The 19,696-nt window shown below is 59.5% G+C and carries 15 protein-coding genes; 10 read left to right on the top strand and 5 right to left on the bottom strand.

The window, feature by feature from the left end; genetic code table 11:
- The first annotated feature begins 166 nt into the window (after positions 1 to 166).
- The 8 genes from ACQQ2Q_RS09235 to ACQQ2Q_RS09200 all read left to right on the top strand — a co-directional run bounded on the left by ACQQ2Q_RS09235 (position 167) and on the right by ACQQ2Q_RS09200 (position 9,485).
- Positions 167 to 1,741 (top strand): ABC transporter ATP-binding protein, encoded by a 1,575-nt coding sequence (locus ACQQ2Q_RS09235; RefSeq protein ID WP_428186770.1) that lies wholly within the window; start codon positions 167 to 169, stop codon positions 1,739 to 1,741.
- A complete protein-coding gene (locus ACQQ2Q_RS09230) occupies positions 1,731 to 2,825 on the top strand; it encodes an ABC transporter permease (RefSeq protein WP_428186769.1) in 1,095 nt (364 codons plus the stop codon). Before ACQQ2Q_RS09235 ends, ACQQ2Q_RS09230 begins: the two co-directional genes overlap by 11 nt.
- The gene (locus ACQQ2Q_RS09225) at positions 2,822 to 3,739 is read left to right on the top strand and encodes an ABC transporter permease (RefSeq protein WP_428186768.1); all 918 of its coding nucleotides are present in this window, start codon (positions 2,822 to 2,824) and stop codon (positions 3,737 to 3,739) included. The genes ACQQ2Q_RS09230 and ACQQ2Q_RS09225 overlap by 4 nt, the downstream gene beginning before the upstream one ends.
- A 41-nt stretch (positions 3,740 to 3,780) precedes the next feature.
- Complete coding sequence (locus ACQQ2Q_RS09220) at positions 3,781 to 4,854, top strand: BMP family ABC transporter substrate-binding protein (protein ID WP_428186767.1); 1,074 nt, start codon at positions 3,781 to 3,783, stop codon at positions 4,852 to 4,854.
- A gap of 125 nt (positions 4,855 to 4,979) precedes the next feature.
- Positions 4,980 to 6,341: a bifunctional UDP-N-acetylglucosamine diphosphorylase/glucosamine-1-phosphate N-acetyltransferase GlmU gene (gene glmU, locus ACQQ2Q_RS09215; protein WP_428186766.1), complete on the top strand. Its 1,362-nt coding sequence runs from the start codon at positions 4,980 to 4,982 to the stop codon at positions 6,339 to 6,341.
- Between the two features lie 114 nt (positions 6,342 to 6,455).
- The gene (gene glmS, locus ACQQ2Q_RS09210) at positions 6,456 to 8,282 is read left to right on the top strand and encodes a glutamine--fructose-6-phosphate transaminase (isomerizing) (protein WP_428186765.1); all 1,827 of its coding nucleotides are present in this window, start codon (positions 6,456 to 6,458) and stop codon (positions 8,280 to 8,282) included.
- Entirely contained in the window at positions 8,279 to 8,782 is a 504-nt protein-coding gene (locus tag ACQQ2Q_RS09205) for a GNAT family N-acetyltransferase (protein ID WP_428186764.1), read from the top strand. The genes glmS and ACQQ2Q_RS09205 overlap by 4 nt, the downstream gene beginning before the upstream one ends.
- A gap of 16 nt (positions 8,783 to 8,798) precedes the next feature.
- Complete coding sequence (locus ACQQ2Q_RS09200) at positions 8,799 to 9,485, top strand: DUF502 domain-containing protein (RefSeq protein ID WP_428186763.1); 687 nt, start codon at positions 8,799 to 8,801, stop codon at positions 9,483 to 9,485.
- Positions 9,486 to 9,510: 25 nt separating this feature from the next.
- Here ACQQ2Q_RS09200 and recG read toward each other — a convergent pair whose 3' ends face one another.
- Positions 9,511 to 11,616: an ATP-dependent DNA helicase RecG gene (recG, locus tag ACQQ2Q_RS09195; RefSeq protein ID WP_428186762.1), complete on the bottom strand. Its 2,106-nt coding sequence runs from the start codon at positions 11,614 to 11,616 to the stop codon at positions 9,511 to 9,513.
- Between the two features lie 94 nt (positions 11,617 to 11,710).
- Between recG and ACQQ2Q_RS09190 the strand changes: the two genes are divergently transcribed.
- Positions 11,711 to 12,028 carry a succinate dehydrogenase assembly factor 2 gene (locus ACQQ2Q_RS09190; protein WP_428186794.1) on the top strand — a complete coding sequence of 106 codons (318 nt, stop codon included), beginning with the start codon at positions 11,711 to 11,713 and terminating at the stop codon, positions 12,026 to 12,028.
- A complete protein-coding gene (mfd, locus tag ACQQ2Q_RS09185; protein ID WP_428186761.1) occupies positions 12,025 to 15,528 on the top strand; it encodes a transcription-repair coupling factor in 3,504 nt (1,167 codons plus the stop codon). The genes ACQQ2Q_RS09190 and mfd overlap by 4 nt, the downstream gene beginning before the upstream one ends.
- Positions 15,529 to 15,574: 46 nt before the next feature.
- Here mfd and ACQQ2Q_RS09180 read toward each other — a convergent pair whose 3' ends face one another.
- From ACQQ2Q_RS09180 to ACQQ2Q_RS09165, 4 genes are all read right to left on the bottom strand, one after another.
- Positions 15,575 to 16,027 (bottom strand): GNAT family N-acetyltransferase, encoded by a 453-nt coding sequence (locus tag ACQQ2Q_RS09180; protein WP_428186760.1) that lies wholly within the window; start codon positions 16,025 to 16,027, stop codon positions 15,575 to 15,577.
- A 45-nt stretch (positions 16,028 to 16,072) separates the two neighbouring features.
- On the bottom strand, positions 16,073 to 17,020 hold the full coding sequence (locus ACQQ2Q_RS09175) for a DMT family transporter (protein WP_428186759.1): 948 nt from the start codon (positions 17,018 to 17,020) through the stop codon (positions 16,073 to 16,075).
- A gap of 58 nt (positions 17,021 to 17,078) precedes the next feature.
- Positions 17,079 to 17,750, bottom strand: a complete 672-nt coding sequence (locus ACQQ2Q_RS09170; RefSeq protein WP_428186758.1) for a DsbA family oxidoreductase — start codon at positions 17,748 to 17,750, stop codon at positions 17,079 to 17,081.
- 95 nt (positions 17,751 to 17,845) lie between these two features.
- Positions 17,846 to 19,696: an extracellular solute-binding protein gene (locus ACQQ2Q_RS09165; protein WP_428186757.1), complete on the bottom strand. Its 1,851-nt coding sequence runs from the start codon at positions 19,694 to 19,696 to the stop codon at positions 17,846 to 17,848.

The following is a 19,696-nucleotide window of genomic DNA, read 5'->3' as shown; positions in this document are numbered from 1 at the left end:
TAATTTTAGGCTGTGCAGTTGTGCGGAGCAGCAATCTGGGTATCAATAGAAAACTGATCTTTTCAAAGTCTTCGCTGTGGCTTTCAAAGGTCGGGCAAAAGAATAAAAGGGAACTAGATCGTGTCTGCACGGGAAATGCCGGCGGATATGACAGGGTGGGGCTTACGTGACGCGTTCTGAGCCGCCGGGACCGGCAGCACTATTGTCCGTGCAGGGGCTGACGAAGCTGTTTGGCAGCTTTGCAGCGAATGACGGCATTGATCTATCAATCAGGCCTGGTGAAATTCACGCTCTTTTGGGCGAGAACGGCGCGGGCAAATCCACGCTCGTGAAAATGTTGTTCGGGGTGCTTGCGCCTTCAGCGGGACAGATTGTCTGGCAGGGAAATGCCGTCAGCATCGGTTCACCGGCCGAAGCGCGAAAACTCGGCATCGGCATGGTGTTCCAGCATTTTTCCCTGTTTGAGTCCCTCACAGTGGCTGAAAATATCGCGCTCTCCATGGATGACGGAGAATCGATCGGGACCATCTCGCAGAAGGCGGCCGAGCTGTCCAAAGCCTATGGTTTGCCGCTCGATCCGGATGCCCATGTGGCCGATTTGTCTGTTGGTGAGCGTCAGCGCATCGAGATCGTCCGCGCGCTCCTACAGAATCCCAAACTGATCATTCTCGACGAGCCGACCTCGGTGCTGACGCCGCAGGAAGCCGATCGTCTTTTTGAAACTCTGGACAAGCTGAAGGCAGAAGGACGCTCCGTTCTCTATATCAGCCACCGGCTGGAAGAGGTGCAGCGCATCTGCGACCGCGCCACGGTTCTGCGTCATGGCAAGGTCACGGGCGCATGCGATCCCCGCCAGGAAACAACTGCGTCGCTGGCGCGAATGATGGTGGGGTCCGACGTGGCCGCCATCGAACGCGATGCGACGTGCGAGCGCGGGGATGTGGTGCTGGATATCAAGTCGCTGTCGCTCGATCCCCGCACACCATTTGCGATGTCGTTGAAGAGGGTCTCCCTGCAGGTGAAGGCCGGCGAAGTTCTGGCGATTGCTGGCGTGGCCGGTAACGGGCAGGGCGAGTTGTTCGATGCGCTTTCCGGCGAGATGCTGGCCAACAGCGCCGACACGATCCAGATCAGAGGCAAGCCCGTGGGGCGCACGGGCATTACCGGGCGTCGATTGATGGGCGCGGGGTTTGTTCCCGAAGAACGCCATGGCCACGCGGCGGTGACCGGATTGAACCTTTCTGACAACCTGCTGCTTGCACGCTGGCGCTCGGATGCAAAGGCGTTCCTGTTCGGCGGCATATTGCAGGGCATCCGCCAGGCCGTGGTGAAAAAGGGCACGAAGCGTATTTGCGAAGAGATGGATGTGCGCAAGAGCGGAGAGGATCCGCAGGCCGGCGCATTGTCCGGTGGCAATCTGCAGAAATTCATCATCGGTCGTGAGCTTGACCGGCAACCGTCCTTGCTGGTTGTCAATCAGCCAACCTGGGGCGTGGATGCGGGTGCAGCTAGCCGTATTCGACAGGCGATTATCGATCTGGCGCGCAAGGGATCAGCCATTGTCGTTATCAGCCAGGACCTGGATGAGATCTTCGAGATCGCCAGCGAAATTGCCGTCATTTCCGAAGGCCATCTTTCCGAGAGCTATCCAGCGGGTGAACTGACGCGAGAAAAGATCGGGCTTTTGATGGGTGGGCAGCACGAGCAGAAACCCATAGCGGAGGCTGCTCATGCGCATTGAACTGGAAAAACGCCCCCAAGCCTCCAGGCTCTATTCTGCCTTGTCGCCGCTGTTGGCATTGGCGCTAACGCTGATTATCGGTGCGATCATGTTCCTGCTGTTGGGCAAGAACCCGATAGAGGCGCTCTACAGCTTCTTCATCGAACCGCTGCTCGAGGTATGGTCGCTGCATGAACTGGCGATCAAGGCTGCGCCGCTGATCCTGATCGCGGTCGGGCTTTCCATCTGCTATCGCTCCAACAACTGGAATATCGGGGCAGAGGGACAATTTACGATCGGTGCCATCACCGGATCGATCCTGCCGGTGCTTTATCCCGAATGGCACTCGCCCATGATCCTGCCGCTGATGCTGGTGATGGGGATGCTGGGAGGCGCTGCCTATGCTGCCATTCCGGCCTTTCTCAAGACGCGACTGAATACCAACGAAATCCTGACCAGCCTGATGCTGGTCTATATCGCGCAGCTGTTTCTCGATTGGCTGGTGCGCGGTATGTGGCGCGATCCGCAGGGTTATAATTTTCCGCAGACCAAGAGCTTTGTCAGTGAAGCGGTGCTTCCGGAAATCCTGTCATCCGGTCGGGCACATTGGGCCATCATCTTTGCGATTGTCGCCGCCGTTCTCGTCTGGTTCATGAACCGGTTCACGCTCAAGGGTTTTGAAGTCACGGTGCTCGGTCAATCCGAACGGGCAGGGCGCTTTGCCGGTTTTTCCCCGCGCGGCATGGTGTGGTTCTCGATGCTTTTTTCAGGTGCGCTGGCCGGGTTGGCCGGCATTTCCGAAGTCTCCGGTTCCATCGGTCATGTGCAGCCGACGATTTCGCCCGGCTATGGCTTTACAGCCATCATCGTTGCCTTCCTCGGTCGCCTCAATCCGCTCGGCATCATTGCATCGGGATTTGTGCTGGCGCTCACTTATCTGGGCGGTGAGGCGGCACAGCTTTCCATCGGTGTCTCGGACAAGGTCACGCGGGTGTTCCAGGGCCTTTTGCTGTTCTTCGTGCTCTCCTGCGATACGCTTATCCTCTACAAGATCCGCATCGTGTCGTCGCGGCTGCGCGTGCCTGTTCGGGAGGCCGCAGAATGATTGCTGAAGCCATTCTTCTCACCATCATTACAGCATCGACGCCATTGGTAATCGCCGCCATGGGCGAACTGGTAACGGAACGTTCCGGCGTCTTGAATCTCGGTGTCGAGGGTATGATGATCATCGGCGCTGTCTGCGCCTTTGCCGCGACGCAGGCCACCGGGTCGCCCTATATCGGCGTGCTGGCCGGAACTGTGTCCGGCGCCCTCTATTCTCTCTTGTTCGGTTTTCTGACGCTGACGCTTGTTGCGAACCAGGTGGCGACTGGTTTGGCGCTCACCATTCTGGGGCTTGGCGTATCCGGGATGATCGGCGAAAACTATGTCGGACTACCGGGCATCAAGCTGCAACCGATTGCCATTCCGCTGCTGTCGGACATTCCCGTCATTGGGCCGCTGCTGTTCCGGCAGGACATCATCTTCTACCTGTCGATCGCCCTTGTGGCCGGAGTGAACTGGTTCCTGTTTAAAAGCAGGCTTGGTCTGAAACTCAGGGCCATCGGCGACAATCACGGCTCTGCCCATGCGCTCGGGATCGGGGTTATCCGCTCCCGCTATCTGGCCGTCATGTTCGGTGGCGCATGTGCGGGTCTGGCCGGCGCTCAGCTTTCACTGGTTTACACCCCGCAATGGGTGGAAAACATGTCTGCCGGTCGCGGCTGGATCGCGCTTGCGCTTGTCGTCTTCGCCTCCTGGCGGCCATGGCGGCTGCTGGCGGGCGGATATCTGTTCGGCGCCGTTACGATCCTGCAGCTCCACGTGCAGGCGCTCGGCATCGATATTCCATCGCAGGTGCTCTCGGCCCTGCCTTATGTTGCGACAGTTGTCGTTCTCATCCTGATATCGCACAATCGTCGCACAACACTGATCAACACGCCCGCATGTCTCGGCAAGCCGTTCGTTCCCGACCGGTAAGACGAGGCTAGGGTTAAGATTCAACTCAAGGAGAGGTCCAAATGAAGAAACTCACTCTCGCATTGGCGGCAGCCGCTGCATCCATCCTCAGCGTTGCATCGACGGCCCGCGCCGAGGATCCAACCAAGGTCTGCTTCATCTATGTCGGGTCCAAGACCGATGGTGGCTGGACCCAGGCGCACGACATTGGCCGTCAGGAGCTGCAAACGCATTTTGGCGACAAGATTGAAACGCCGTTCCTGGAAAACGTTCCGGAAGGCCCGGATGCCGAGCGTGCGATTGAGCGCATGGCGCGTTCGGGTTGCTCGCTGATCTTCACGACATCCTTCGGTTTCATGGACCCGACCATCAAGGTTGCCGAGAAGTTTCCGGATGTGAAGTTCGAGCACGCCACCGGCTTCAAGAGCGCCGACAATGTCGCGACCTACAATTCGCGCTTCTATGAAGGCCGTTATATCCTCGGTCAGATCGCCGCCAAGACGTCGAAAACCCATTCGGCAGGCTACATCGCATCCTTCCCGATCCCGGAAGTGGTGATGGGCATCAACGCGTTTGAACTGGGTGCGAAGTCGATCGATCCAGACTTCAAGATGAAGGTGATCTGGGTCAACACCTGGTTCGACCCGGGCAAGGAAGCCGATGCTGCCAAGGCCTTTATCGATCAGGGCGTCGATATCCTGACCCAGCACACCGATACGACCGCCCCGATGCAGGTGGCCGAAGAGCGTGGCATCAAGGCCTTCGGTCAGGCATCCGATATGATCGCTGCCGGCCCGACCGCACAGCTGACCGCCATCGTCGATACCTGGGGCGCCTATTACATCAAGCGTACGCAGGAACTGCTCGATGGCACGTGGAAGGCTGAACAAAGCTGGGATGGCCTGAAGGACGGTATTTTGACGATGGCGCCCTACACCAACATGCCGGACGACGTGAAGGCCATGGCCGAGGATACCGAAGCCAAGATCAAGTCGGGTGAAATTCACCCCTTTACCGGCCCGATCAACAAGCAGGACGGTACGCCGTGGCTGAAGGACGGCGAAAAGGCCGATGACGGTACGCTGCTCGGCATGAACTTCTACGTCGAAGGCGTGGACGACAAGCTTCCGCAATAATTTCGACGGTTATGGTTTGTGAAAGGGGGCGCTTTACGGCGCCCCTTTTTATTTGTCGAAGGCGCTGTTATGTCTGCCTTAACCGGCCGAGACGCCGACATATGAACGTTGTATCGGAGCCTTAGATGAACCGTAGCTGCCTTGCCGTAATCCTTGCCGCTGGCGATAGCACCCGGATGAAATCGTCAATGTCCAAGGTTCTGCATCCGGTGGCCGGGCGCCCGATGATTGCGCATGTGGCGCACTCGGTCGCGTCGACGGGCATATCCGATATCGCTCTGGTGGTTGGCCGCGATGCCGATGCTGTGGCGAAGGCTGCCAGCATTGCCGATTTGCGCGTGACGCCATTTTTGCAGACCGAGCGGCGGGGCACCGGGCATGCTGTGTTGGCCGCACGCGAGGCCATCGAGCGGGGCTATGACGATGTGATCGTCGCCTATGCCGATGTTCCCCTCATCACAGCAACCCCTTTTCAGGCCGCCCGCGAGGCGCTTGCGGCCGGCAGCGACGTGGTCGTGATTGGCTTTCACACTGACAAGCCCGCCGGCTACGGTCGCCTGATCGTCAAGGATGGCGAACTGGTGGCGATCCGGGAGGAAAAGGATGCCACTGAAGCCGAACGCGCCGTTACCTGGTGCAATAGCGGGCTGATGGCGATCAACGGTGCAAAGGCCATCGACTACCTGACAAAAATTGGCAATGCCAATGCCAAGGGCGAATACTATCTCACCGATCTGGTGGAGATCGCCCGCGCTGCCGGCGACAAGGTGACCGCGGTGGATGCGCCTGAAGCTGAACTGACAGGTTGCAACAACCGCGCGGAACTGGCCGTCATCGAGCGGCTTTGGCAGGACCGTCGCCGTGAGGAGCTGATGATTTCCGGCGTGACCATGATTGCTCCGGAAACCGTGTTTCTGGCCTTCGATACCGAAATTGGGCAGGATGCTGTCATAGAACCCAATGTCGTCTTCGGGCCGGGTGCCCGGATCGATAGCGGCGCTGTCATTCATGCCTTCAGCCATATCGAAGGGGCGCATGTGTCGGCTGACGCAACAGTTGGCCCCTTTGCACGGCTGCGACCCGGTGCGGATCTCGCCGAAGGATCGAAAGTCGGCAATTTCTGCGAAGTGAAGAATGCCGATGTTGGCAAGGGCGCGAAGGTCAATCATCTGACCTATATCGGCGATGCCACCGTTGGCGCGGGGAGCAATATCGGTGCCGGCACGATCACCTGCAACTATGATGGTGTCAACAAGCACAAGACGATCATCGGCGAGGGCGCATTCATCGGCTCCAACTCCTCGCTGGTCGCGCCGGTTTCGGTGGGCGACGGTGCCTATGTCGCCTCTGGCAGCGTGATCACGGCTGATGTGCCAGCGGATGCACTGGCGCTCGGCCGTGCACGGCAGGATACGAAACCCGGTCGCGCCAAGCTGATCCGGGAGCGAGCGCTCGCGATCAAGGCGGCAAAGAAAGCGAAAAGCTGAGGCTTGCTGCACTGCGTTACGAGCAGAAACCGAATGTGACCAGCAATGGCATTGCACGGCACGTGAAATTCTTTAGGAGTTTGCACAACGCTATAACGGCTTTTGGAGATTTGTATGTGTGGCATTGTCGGGATCGTCGGTAACACACCGGTTGCGGAACGTCTTGTCGATGCGTTGAAACGACTCGAATATCGTGGCTATGATTCCGCCGGCGTCGCCACCATCCATGACGGCGCGATGGATCGCCGCCGTGCCGAAGGCAAGCTCTTCAATCTGGAAAAGAAGCTCTCCGACGAACCGCTGCCCGGCCAGATCGGGATTGCCCATACGCGCTGGGCCACCCATGGGGTTCCGAACGAGACCAATGCCCATCCGCATTTCGTCGATGGTATTGCCGTTGTCCATAACGGCATCATCGAGAATTTCTCCGAGATCAAGGATGATCTGATCGCCGAGGGGGCCTGCTTCACGACGCAGACCGACACGGAAGTCGTGGCCCAGCTCATTGCCAAATACCGCCGTCAAGGCCTGGACAATCGCGCTGCCATGCTGGCCATGCTCAACCGGGTGACCGGCGCGTTTGCGCTGGTGGTGATGTTCAAGGACGATCCCGACACGATCATGGCCGCCCGCTTCGGACCGCCGCTCGCCGTCGGTTTCGGCAAGGGCGAGATGTTCCTGGGGTCCGACGCCATCGCGCTGTCCCCCTTCACCAATGAAATCGCCTATCTCGAAGATGGCGATTGCGCGATCGTTGATCACCGCGGTGCAGAAATCGTCGATTTTTCCGGAAAACCGGTTGTGCGCAAGCACCAGATCTCGCAAGCGACCGCCTTCATGGTGGACAAGGGCAATCACCGCCACTTCATGGAAAAGGAAATCTATGAACAGCCGGAGGTGATCAGTCACGCGCTTGCTCATTATGTCGATTTTGCCACCAACACCGTAAAGCCGGTGGATAGCGCTATCGATTTCAAGGCGCTCCGCGGCCTGGCAATCTCTGCCTGCGGAACGGCCTATCTGGCAGGCCTGGTGGGCAAATACTGGTTCGAACGCTATGCACGTTTGCCGGTCGAAATCGATGTCGCATCCGAATTCCGCTACCGAGAAATGCCACTGTCGAAGGATCAGGCGGCGCTCTTCATCTCGCAGTCCGGCGAGACGGCCGATACTCTGGCCTCGCTGCGCTACTGCAAGGACTCGGGACTGAAGATCGGCGCAATCGTCAATGTCAGCGAATCGACCATCGCACGCGAGGCCGATGCGGTCTTCCCGATTCTGGCTGGCCCGGAAATCGGCGTTGCCTCGACCAAGGCGTTCACCTGCCAACTCGCGGTCATGGCGTCGCTTGCGATCAGCGCTGGCAAAGCGCGCGGTACGATCAATGCCGCGGAAGAAAAGCAACTGGTTCAGAGCCTGATCGAAATGCCGCGCATCATGAGCCAGGTGCTGCACAGTATCCAGCCGCAGCTTGAAACGCTGTCGCGCGATCTCTCCAAGTTCAAGGACGTGCTCTATCTCGGTCGTGGCACCAGCTACCCGCTGGCCATGGAAGGGGCGCTAAAGCTGAAGGAGATCTCCTATATCCACGCCGAAGGCTATGCCGCCGGCGAATTGAAGCATGGACCGATCGCGTTGATCGACGAGAACATGCCGGTGATCGTGATCGCGCCGCATGATCGCTTCTTCGAGAAAACTGTCTCCAATATGCAGGAGGTGGCGGCCCGTGGCGGCCGTATCATCTTCATCACCGACGAGAAGGGTGCATCTGCCAGCAAGCTGGAGACCATGGCGACCATCGTCCTACCCAACGTGCCGGAACTGATTGCGCCGATGGTCTTCTCATTGCCGATCCAGTTGCTCGCCTACCATACAGCCGTGTTCATGGGCACCGATGTCGATCAGCCGCGCAATCTGGCGAAATCGGTGACGGTGGAGTGATTGTTCGCGATGAATGTACCGGCGACGAAGCCGCGATAGCAAGGGTGACGGCAGACGCCTTTGCCGGAAAGCCCTATAGCGACCAGAGTGAACCGCAGGTTATCGAGCGCCTTCGCGCAGCCGGTGCTCTGGCGCTATCGCTGGTAGCTGTGGAGGATGGCGCGATCATCGGCCATGTGGGCTTTTCGCCCGTCACGCTGTCAGGGGGGGACGGCGGCTGGTTCGCGCTTGGGCCGGTCGCGGTTATGCCCGAGCGGCAGAGGGCAGGGATCGGTTCATCGCTCGTCCGCGCCGGTATCGAGCGCATGCGGCTTGCCGGGGCCTGCGGGATCGTGCTGACAGGGAGCGCAGACTACTACCGGCGCTTCGATTTCAGCCATACCGACATGCTTGCAACTGACGCCGCTCCGGCTGAATATTTCCTCGTTCTGCCCTTGCGGGATGAAATCCCCTCCGGCATGGTGGCCTTTCATCCCGCATTTTTTGGCGCTGCAGCATGAGGGACGGCCACTGGCGATGACGGACAGTCCAGAGCGAATTTCCTTTGCTACCCGCCTCAGGAACTCCTTCCTGACCGGGCTGATTATCTGCGCGCCGCTGGCCATCACGATCTATCTGACCTGGTCGTTCATCCATTGGGCCGACAGCTGGGTAAAACCCTATATTCCCGACGCCTACAACCCTGAAGAATATGTCAAATTCGCCATCCCCGGCCTCGGTTTGCTGATCGCCATCGTGGTGATCACCATGATCGGTTTCATGGGCCGGAACCTGATCGGCCGATCAATCGTCGGCTATGGCGAATCGGTGCTCAACCGCATGCCGCTGGTGCGCACAATCTACAAAAGCACCAAGCAGATTTTCGAGACCGTGCTGAAGGAGCAGTCCAATTCCTTTCGCAAGTGCGGTCTGATCGAGTTTCCAAGCCCCGGCATGTGGGCGCTGGTCTTCATCTCCACCGATGCCAAGGGTGAAATCGCAGCTCGCCTCAACGAAGACGACGATGAGATGGTCGCTGTCTTTCTGCCTCCGACCCCGGTTCCAACCGCCGGCTTCCTGATGTTTGTGCCACGCGCCAAGATCAAGGAACTCGACATGTCGCCGGAAGAGGGTGTGAAACTGCTGATTTCCGCCGGGCTGGTGACTCCGGAATGGCGCGGGCCGAAAGACGGCATACCCGAGGCCCCGAAGTCGGCGGCCTAGATCTGTTGCAAACAGGAGTGTCTGGTCACCCGGCCCGCAAGAACCGGATCGCCTCGTCTCGTCGATGCAGATAGAGCAGTGTGCGCAAGGCCTCGCCGCGCTCACTTACCAGATCAGGATCCTTGTCGAGAATGTAGTGGGCGTCGTTGCGCGCGATCTCGAGCAGATCGGCATGGGCCTCAAGGCTTGCGATCCGGAAGCCGGGCGTGCCGGACTGACGGGTGCCGAGCAATTCGCCTTCGCCGCGCAGGCGCAGATCCTCTTCGGCGATCAGAAAGCCGTCTTCGCTGTCACGCAAAATCGTCAGGCGGGCATGGCCGGTTTCGCTTAAAGGGCCCTTATAGAGCAGGATACAGCTGGAGGCTTCCGCGCCACGGCCAACACGACCGCGCAGCTGGTGGAGCTGGGCAAGGCCGAAGCGTTCTGCATGTTCGATCACCATGATCGTCGCATCGGGTACGTCGACCCCGACCTCGACCACGGTGGTTGCGACCAGCAAGCGTGTTTCGCCGTTCTTGAAGGCCAACATGGCTGCGTCTTTTTCCGCGCCGTTCATGCGACCATGGACGAGGCCAATATTGGGGCCGAGCACCTGTTGCAGGACGGCATGGCGCTCTTCCGCCGACATGAGGTCGGACACTTCCGATTCCTCCACCAGCGGGCAGATCCAATAGGCCTTTTTGCCGTCGGCAATGGCGGCCTTCAACCTTTCGGCAATATCGCCGACGCGCTCGATGGGCACGGTCACCGTCTGGATCGGTTTGCGGCCTGCCGGCTTTTCGGTCAGACGCGAGACGTCCATATCGCCGAATGCCGCGAGGACCAGTGTGCGGGGAATGGGGGTGGCCGTCATGACCAGCATATGGGGCGATATACCCTTGGCGGTCAGGCGCAGGCGTTGGTGAACGCCGAAGCGGTGCTGTTCGTCGACCACAGCCAGCAGCAGGTTCTTGTAGGTGACGCTGTCCTGGAAAAGCGCGTGCGTGCCGATCACGATCTGTGCTTCGCCGGATGCGATGCGCGCGGTGATGGCCTCGCGTTCCTTGCCCTTGGTCCGTCCCGTCAGAACCTCGACAGTCAGGCCTGCGGCAGCTGCAAGCGGGGCGATGGTGGCAAAATGCTGGCGGGCCAGAATTTCGGTTGGTGCCATCAGCACTGTCTGCCCCCCGGATTCCACGGCCGCCGCCATGGCCAGCAGTGCCACCAGCGTCTTTCCCGCCCCGACATCGCCCTGCAGCAATCTCAGCATGCGCTGGTCGCTGGACATGTCCTTCAGGATGTCGGCAATCGCTGCAGTCTGGCTATTGGTCGGTTTGAAGGGCAAGGCGGCGAGGATCTTCTCGGATATCTCTCCAGTTGCCCGCACCGGAATGCCTGCAACGCGGCGCAGCTTCTGGCGCACCAGCGCCAGTGATACCTGGCCGGCCAGGAATTCGTCATAGGCCAGTCTGCGTCTTGCCGGCGCCTGCGGATCGATATCGCTTTCGTCGCGCGGAGCGTGAAGCGCGTCGAAGGCCTGTTTCGCCGATAGAAAGCTCTCGCGCAGAACCAAGGGCGGATCGATCCATTCAGGCATGTCCGGCAGTCGCTCAAGCGCGCTTTCAATGGCCTTGCGCAGCGTCTTGGGCGAAAGACCGGCCGTCAGGGGGTACACAGGCTCGGTGAGGGGCAGAGTTTCCCCTTCAGACACCCGCGCCATATAGTCGGGATGGACCATGGAGGGCCGACCATTGAACCACTCGACCTTGCCCGACACCATGACATCTTCGTCGAGAGGCAGCGACTTTTCCAGCCAGTTGCCCTTGGCGTGAAAGAAAGTCAGCGCCAGTTCGCCGCTGCCGTCTTGCAGAAAGACCCGGTAGGGCAGGTTGCTTCTCCCCTTGGGCGGGGCCTGATGGCGGTCGACCCTCGCGGTGATCGTGACCACCTGACCTTCAGGTGCAAAGGCGATCTGCGGCTGGAAGCGGCGGTCGATCAATCTGTGCGGAGCCAGAAACAGGAGGTCGATAACGCGGGTATCCTCCTCGTCCTCGCGGTCGAGCAGGTTTGCCATCAGCTTGGCAATTTTTGGCCCCACGCCGACAAGCGAGGATACAGGTGCGAACAGGGGATCAAGCAATGCAGGTCTCATCGGCGGAAGATGCGATGTGATTAAGCGGTTGGCAAGGCTGACAAGTGCGACTGACAGCGCTATAGAGGCGCATCAACAGGAAGGTGATCTCGACATGACAGGGCTCAAGCGCTCCAGCGCCGATCTGGACCCCCGGCGCCGGCGGATTTTGTTTCGCTGCTGGCATCGCGGCATCCGCGAGATGGATTTGATGCTCGGCCAGTTCGCCGAGCAGGAAATCGCCGATATGAGCGATGCCGATCTCGACGCGCTGGAACTGGTGATGAAGGAAGAAGACAATGATCTGGTGAAGTGGATCACCGGTGCAGATGTCTGGCCCGAGCGCATGGATACGCCCATGTTTCGACGCATCGCTGCCCTTCGTCCGGACTTCGATCCGGTCACCATGGAGCTTTCCGGCAAACTGAAATGATCCGCTTTCTCGATACCAAGACCACGGCGCGCGCCAAGGGCCCGCTGACGATTGCCCATGTGCCTGACGGCATGGATGCGTTCTTGCTGGCGGAACTCGCCCGTGAGGGCCAGCCCGTTGCCTATGTGCTGTCCGATGGTCAAAGGCTGCAGGACCTTGAGCAGATGCTCGGCTTTGCGGCACCAGACATCCCTGTCTTGACCCTCCCGGCCTGGGACTGCCTTCCCTATGACCGTGTGTCGCCGAGTGCCGACGTGTCGGCCCGTCGTCTGGCGGCACTCTCCGGTCTCATTGCCCATCAACGCAAACCGCATGCGGCCATCGTGCTGGTCACCGTCAATGCCCTGTTGCAGCGGCTGGCGCCCGCAGATGTCATCGGAAGTCTCGGTTTTTCGGCAAAACCGGGCAATCAGGTCAACATGAACGATGTCGTTGCGCGCCTGGAGCGTAACGGTTTCGAACGCGTAGCCACGGTGCGCGAGGTCGGCGAGTATGCGGTGCGCGGCGGCATTCTCGATGTGTTCGTGCCCGGCACCGAAGAACCGGTGCGGCTCGATTTCTTCGGTGATACGCTGGAAAGCATTCGCTCCTTCGATCCGGCAAGCCAGCGCACGATCGGCCAGATCCGGTCGCTCGATCTGAACCCCATGAGCGAGGTGACGCTGACACCGGAGACGATCAGCCGGTTTCGCAAGAATTATCTTTCGCTGTTTGGCGCAGCGACCCGCGATGACGCGCTTTATACCGCTGTCTCGGAAGGTCGGCGCTATGCGGGTATGGAACATTGGCTGCCACTGTTCTACGAAAACACCGAGACGGTTTTCGACTATCTGCAGGGTTTCCGGATCGTCACCGATCACACGGTGAAGGAAGCGGCAGAAGAGCGCGCCAAGCTCATTCGCGATTATTATGAAGCGCGCCACGAACAGCGTTCGAGCGGCAAGGGACATCTGTCGCAAGGCACGCCGTACAAGCCGGTGCCTCCGGGACAGCTCTATCTCGAAGCACCGGAATTCTCCAGGACGCTCGATGCGCTGGAACCTGTGCGGCTCACCCCCTTTGCCGAGGTGGACAGCAGCGCCCGCGCTGTGGTCGAACTGACGGCGCGGCCCAATCCACGCTGGGCCAAGGCCGCCGTCGAGGCGGGTGGCGACCAGCGTGTCAATGTGTTCGACCAGGCCGTCAAGTATATCGCCGACAAACGGGCAGGTGGTTCCAAGGTCGTGATCTCCGGCTGGTCTGAGGGTTCGCTCGACCGGTTGTTGCAGGTGATGAACGAGCACGGGCTGGAACGGCTAAAGCCGATTACGGCGCTGAAAGATCTCGACACGCTGAAACAGGGCGAGGCGGCAGCGGCCGTACTCTCGCTGGAAGCCGGCTTCGAATCCGGCGATTTCGTCGTTGTCGGTGAGCAGGATATTCTGGGCGACCGCATGGTGCGCCGCTCCAAACGCCGCAAGCGCGGTGCCGATTTCATTTCGGAAGTCTCCGGCCTCGATGAAGGTTCGATCGTTGTCCATGCCGAGCACGGGATCGGCCGATTCGTCGGTCTTCGCACCATTGAGGCCGTAGGCGCGCCCCATGCATGCCTCGAGCTGCGCTATGCGGACGATGCCAAGCTCTTCTTGCCGGTCGAAAACATCGACCTTTTGTCGCGCTATGGCGGCGAGGGCACCGAAGTGCAACTGGACAGGCTGGGCGGTGGCGCCTGGCAGATGCGCAAGGCGAAGCTCAAGAAGCGCCTTCTCGATATGGCCGGTGGCCTGATCAAGGTCGCGGCCGAGCGCCTGACACGCACAGCACCGGTGCTCACCACTCAGGAAGGGCTCTACGACGAATTTGCCGCGCGCTTCCCCTATGACGAGACCGAAGACCAGATGAGCGCGATTGAGTCGGTGCGCGGAGATCTCGCCGCCGGTCGTCCGGCAGACCGCCTCATCTGCGGCGATGTCGGCTTCGGCAAGACGGAAGTGGCGCTGCGCGCGGCCTTTATTGCTGCCATGAACGGCGTCCAGGTGGCCGTGGTCGTGCCGACTACGCTGCTTGCCCGCCAGCATTTCAAGACCTTCACCGAGCGTTTCCGGGGCCTTCCCATTCGCATCCAGCAGGCGTCGCGCCTGGTCGGCACCAAGGAACTCAACCTGGTTAAGAAGGAACTTGCCGAGGGCAAGACCGATATCGTGGTGGGCACCCATGCACTGCTCGGCACCGGTATCAATTTTGCCAATCTCGGCCTGCTGATCATCGACGAAGAACAGCATTTCGGGGTGAAGCACAAGGAACGACTGAAGGATCTCAAATCCGATATCCATGTGCTGACCTTGTCGGCTACGCCAATCCCGCGCACGCTGCAGCTGTCGATGACGGGCGTGCGCGAATTGTCGCTGATCACAACGCCGCCGGTCGACCGTATGGCGGTGCGCACTTTCGTCTCGCCGTTCGATCCGCTGGTGATCCGCGAAACGCTGATGCGCGAGCATTATCGCGGCGGGCAGAGCTTCTATGTCTGCCCGCGCCTGGCAGACCTGCCGGAAATCCAGTCGTTTCTGGCCTCCGATGTGCCGGAGCTGAAGGTTGCGGTTGCCCATGGGCAGATGGCGGCAAGTGAGCTGGAAGACATCATGAATGCCTTCTATGACGGACGCTACGACGTGTTGTTGTCCACGACGATTGTCGAATCGGGCCTCGATGTGCCAACCGCCAACACCATGATCGTTCACCGTGCAGATATGTTTGGGCTGGCGCAGCTCTATCAGCTGCGCGGACGTGTCGGTCGCTCCAAGGTTCGTGCCTTTGCGCTTTTGACCCTTCCGGTCAACAAGAAGCTGACGGGTACCGCCGAGCGCCGCCTGAAGGTGCTGCAATCGCTCGACACGCTGGGTGCCGGCTTCCAGCTCGCCAGCCACGACCTCGATATCCGCGGTGCGGGCAATCTTCTGGGCGAAGAACAGTCCGGCCATATCAAGGAAGTCGGTTTCGAGCTTTACCAGCAGATGCTGGAAGAGGCTGTGGCCGAAGTGAAGGGCGTGGACGAGATCGCCGATACGGGCTGGTCACCGCAGATTTCGGTCGGCACGCCGGTGATGATCCCGGACGATTATGTACCGGATCTGCATCTGCGGCTTGGTCTTTATCGCCGTCTCGGCGAACTGACCGAACTCAACGATATCGACGGCTTCGGTGCCGAGATGATCGACCGTTTCGGGCCGCTGCCGATCGAGGTCCAGCATCTGTTGAAGATCGTCTATATCAAGGCGCTTTGCCGCAAGGCCAATGTCGAGAAGCTGGAAGCGGGACCGAAGGGCGTCGTTGTGCAATTCCGCAACAAGGAATTCCCGAACCCGGCAGCGCTGGTCGGCTATATCGCCAAACAGGGCACCATGGCCAAGATCCGGCCGGACCAGAGCGTCTTCCTCACCCGCGACCTGCCGACACCGGAGAAGCGACTGCAGGGGGCGGCTGTGGTGATGACGCAATTTGCGGAGCTGGCGAAGGGCTGAACCTTCCATTCTTGTGGGCAGAATAAGGGTGCTGACACAGCACCCTTTATTGCGCGCGTCTGGCGACACGTCGGATCTGGAAACCTGTCTTGCTCTGCTCAAAACCCGCCGCCTCATAGAAGGCCAGGGTTTCCGGTCGTGTTGACCCCGTCAGTAGCATCACCTTGTAGCAACCAGTCTGCCAGGCCGCTTCGATTGCAGACTGGAGGATCAACTTGCCATAGCCGCGTCTGCGATAGGCATTGGCGGTGACCACATTTTCGATGAGGGCATAAGGGGCGCCACCTCGTGTCAGGTTCGGGATTACAACGAGCATGCAGGTGGTTACGGGTTCCGCTCCGATCCAGCCGAGGAAAATGCCGCTTGCCGGCAATCGGTGGAGTTGCTCGAGACGCGCTACCGCGTCTGAAACCGGCAGTTCGGGATCATCGGGCTGAAGTTCGCGGTACAGCGTCAAAAGCTTGTCGACGTCACCCGGCTGACACTGTCGGATCTCCATGCCAATCTCCACTTGTTGCCAATCAACGGCACGTCGGAACGGTTTCTATGCCTTCGGCTCGTCCACCTCTTCCGGCTTCACCGCCAGCGCCGCGCTTCCATCGTCGGCGGCCACCGCTGGCGGCAGTTGAACGCCACGGGTGCGCTCGCGCGACAGGGTCAGCAGGCCTGATCCAATGATGAGCGCGATTCCGACGATGATGGGCAGGTCGATCTTGTCGCCAAAAATCACATAGCCGAAGATGATAGCCCAGATCATCTGACTGTATTGGATCGGGCCAACGACCGTTGCCGGTACGTAGCGCGCGGCAAACATCAACAGGATGTTGCCCAGCGCCCCGAGAATACCGTAGCCGGCCAAAAGCAGCCAGTCGGTTCCGCTTGGCATGACGAAATTGCTCGACATGGCAATGCCGCAGATGATGAAGCCACCGAGCATTCCGGCCCCGTAAAGCGAGATGTTCTTCTCCGAGGGACCGATGGCGCGGAAAATGACAATCGAGACTGCCCCGCCGAGACCGGCGAAGATTGCACCGACATGGCCAATGGAAAGCTCGCGGAATCCCGGTCTCAGTACGATCAGCACGCCGATAAAGCCGATCAGCACTGCGCTCCAGCGTTTCACGCCGACCTGTTCCTTCAGGAAAACAACCGACATGATGGTGACAAAAGAGGGAAGAAGGAAGATCAGGCAGAAGGCCTCGGCCATCGACAGATGGGTAAAGGCCGTGACCGATCCTATGATGCCGGCGCCGGCAGAGACAAAGCGCAGCAACCACAGCGGGCGGTTGGTGGTCTGGAACAGGTCCGCCCAGCGGTCGCCGTTCTTCATCAGAAAAGGAATGGCGGCAATACCGAACACGGCACCAAAGAAACCGGATTCAAAGGGGCTGATGCGCCCCTCGATCAATTTCACGCAGGCATCGCTCACCGCATAGGAGGCAAAGGCGATAAAGGCGAGAGCGATGCCTCGAAAAAGCGGGTCTGTGCGCAAAGCGGCAATCCGTGAGAGGAGGAGGTTTTCGACTGCTTAGGATCGATACTGCACCCCGTCAATTCAGTTTTTGCTGGGCCTCTGCCTTGGCACGCACAATGTCACGCAGCGCACCGGCGAAGACCTCGACGGATTGCGCGCCACTTACGGCATATTGCTGATCGAAGATGAAGAAGGGGACGCCTGAGACACCCATATTCTGCGCAGCGCCGATTTCCGAGCGTATGGTGTCGCAGTCGACATCACCGTCGAGAAGACGTTCGATCACCTGTGGGTCGAGGCCTGCCTCGCCGGCAATCGTGGTCAGTACCTGTTTGTCGGCAATGTTTTGCCCCTCGACGAAATGCGCCACAAACAGCCGGTCAACCACGGCATTCTGCTTCTCGCGACCTTCGGCTTGCGCCCAGTGGATCACGCGGTGGGCATCCATGGTATTGGAGCGAACCTTGATCTTGTCGAAGTGGTAGTCGAGGCCGATTTCGCGGCCGAGCTCCACGAGCTGTCCCTGCATCTCATCCAGTCGTTCTGCGCTCCCAAATTTGGCCACCAGATGTTCGCGGTAGTCTGCACCTTCTGCAGTCGCATCCGGGTCGAGTTGATACGGACGCCAGTTGATGTCGACGCCGAGTTCGTCCTGCACTTCGGCAATGGCAAGTTCGAAACGGGTCTTGCCGAGGTAGCACCAGGGGCAAACGATGTCGGAGACGATATCAACGGTAATGCGGTTCACGGGGTATAACCTGACCTTGGAATTGGAGTTCGGATGAGGGGCAGATAGGGGCCCGGTCAGGCGCCTTCAACCATTTGCGTTAAAGATGCGCGCGCCTATTGGGCACGCGCATCGTACCAGACCGGAAGTTGATAGCCATAAAGGGGGGATCCCTCCGGATGTTCGATATGCTTCCAGCGCGCAATCCATTGCGAGCCGATGTGATAGAGCGGCACGACATAATGACCGGCCACCAGCAGGCGGTCCAGCGCACGGACAGCGGCCTGAAAATCTTCCATGCTCCGCGCCTGGGTGACAGCTTCAATCATCCGGTCGATGTCGGGATCTGCCACGCCGGCATAATTATAGCTGCCCGGTGCATCGCGCGATGTCGATTCCCAGCGGAAGCGCTGCTCGGTGCCCGGCGACAGGGACGAAGGATAGGCCTTGACGATCATATCGTAGTCGAAAGAGGAAGTGCGCGACTGGTATTGCGCATCGTCCACGGTGCGAACCTGCATGGCGACCCCGATCAGAGCCAGCGTGCGCTGATAGGCAATGGCCATTCTCTCCTGCGCCGGGTTCTGGGTCATCACCTCGAAGGCCAGCTGATTGCCGGACGCATCGACCATCTTGCCGCCAGATATCTTGTAACCAGCCTTAGCCAGCAGTGTGACGGCCTGGCGCAAGACCTTGCGATCCGTGCCCGTGCCATCCGTGATCGGCATCGTGTAGGTGCCCGCCAGCAGGTCGGCCGGGATCTTGTCCTTGGCCGGTCCGAGAAGCGCCAGTTCACGCGCATCGGCGGCGTTGCCATAGGCTCCGAGCGCGGAGTTCTGCCAGAAGCTTTCCGTGCGGGTGAAGGCATCGCCGAACAGGTTCTTGTTCACCCAGTTGAAATCGAAAGCGATGGACAGTGCTTCTCGGACTTTTTCATCGGCAAAAATTGGCCGACGCGTATTGAAGACGAAACCGAACATGCCGGAGGGAAGCTGCGGCTCGAATACTTCCTTGACGATGTCGCCGCGTTCGGCGGCTGGAAAGTCATAGGCCTTGCCCCAATGGCCGGCATCGGCACTGCCGCTGATTGCGTCGCCCTCGGGATAGACGTCGACATTGCCCTTCTTGAAGGCTTCGAACAGCGTCGACTGCTGGAGGAAATAGGTGACAGAAATCTCGTCGTAATTGTCAAAGCCCACCTTTGACGGGATGTCCTTGCCCCAATAATCCGGATCACGCTCATAGACGATCTTCTCGCCCGGCTGGATCGACTTGACCTTGTAAGGACCGGAGCCGACAGGGACCTGCAGCGAGCTCTGATCGAATGTATCCGGATCGATCGCGTGTTTCGGCAGGATAGGCGTTGCATAGGCCAGGATCAGGGGCGTCTCGCGATTGGCCCTGTCGTTGAAAGTGAAGCGAACGCTGTGCTCCCCAACCTTTTCCATCTTCTCCACGGTTGCCAGACGTGAGCTATAGGGCGGACGGCCCTTTTCTGCGAGCAGGTTGAATGTGAAAATCACATCATCAGGTGTGATCGGCTCACCGTCGCTCCAATGGGCCTTTGGATTGAGGTTGAACTGAACGAAGGTCCTGTCGTCATCCCATTCCACGCTTTCGGCGATGAGCGGATAAACGGAAAAGGCCTCATCATAAGACCGCGTCATCAGCGGTTCGTAAATCAGATTGCCAAATTGCGGATCCCAGACACCGCGCGCAGTGGTGCGCATTCCCTTCAACACAAAGGGATTGAAGCTGTCATAGGTGCCGACCACACCATAGGCGATCTTGCCGCCCTTCTTCACGTCGGGGTTCACATAGCTGAAGTGCGTGTAGTCCGGGGGCAGGGCCGGTTCGCCATGCATGGCGATCCCATGCAGCGGTTGTGCGACAGCAGCGCTTGAAATGAGGATGAAGAATAGACTGGTGGCAAGGCGGTGCAAACGAAGACCTTTCCAAAGTTTCAT

This window comes from Agrobacterium sp. ES01 (assembly GCF_050320885.1).
Lineage (GTDB): Bacteria > Pseudomonadota > Alphaproteobacteria > Rhizobiales > Rhizobiaceae > Allorhizobium.
This window is presented reverse-complemented; position numbering and strand designations above follow the sequence as displayed.

Bases quoted from the DNA above. Each gene is read 5' to 3' on its own strand.
- ACQQ2Q_RS09230 (WP_428186769.1), top strand. From the start codon at position 1,731: ATGCGCATTGAACTGGAAAAACGCCCCCAAGCCTCCAGGCTCTATTCT.
- ACQQ2Q_RS09225 (WP_428186768.1), top strand. From the start codon at position 2,822: ATGATTGCTGAAGCCATTCTTCTCACCATCATTACAGCATCGACGCCA.
- ACQQ2Q_RS09220 (WP_428186767.1), top strand. From the start codon at position 3,781: ATGAAGAAACTCACTCTCGCATTGGCGGCAGCCGCTGCATCCATCCTC.
- glmU (WP_428186766.1), top strand. From the start codon at position 4,980: ATGAACCGTAGCTGCCTTGCCGTAATCCTTGCCGCTGGCGATAGCACC.
- glmS (WP_428186765.1), top strand. From the start codon at position 6,456: ATGTGTGGCATTGTCGGGATCGTCGGTAACACACCGGTTGCGGAACGT.
- ACQQ2Q_RS09200 (WP_428186763.1), top strand. From the start codon at position 8,799: ATGACGGACAGTCCAGAGCGAATTTCCTTTGCTACCCGCCTCAGGAAC.
- recG (WP_428186762.1), bottom strand. From the start codon at position 11,616: ATGAGACCTGCATTGCTTGATCCCCTGTTCGCACCTGTATCCTCGCTT.
- ACQQ2Q_RS09190 (WP_428186794.1), top strand. From the start codon at position 11,711: ATGACAGGGCTCAAGCGCTCCAGCGCCGATCTGGACCCCCGGCGCCGG.
- mfd (WP_428186761.1), top strand. From the start codon at position 12,025: ATGATCCGCTTTCTCGATACCAAGACCACGGCGCGCGCCAAGGGCCCG.
- ACQQ2Q_RS09180 (WP_428186760.1), bottom strand. From the start codon at position 16,027: ATGGAGATCCGACAGTGTCAGCCGGGTGACGTCGACAAGCTTTTGACG.
- ACQQ2Q_RS09165 (WP_428186757.1), bottom strand. From the start codon at position 19,696: ATGAAACTTTGGAAAGGTCTTCGTTTGCACCGCCTTGCCACCAGTCTA.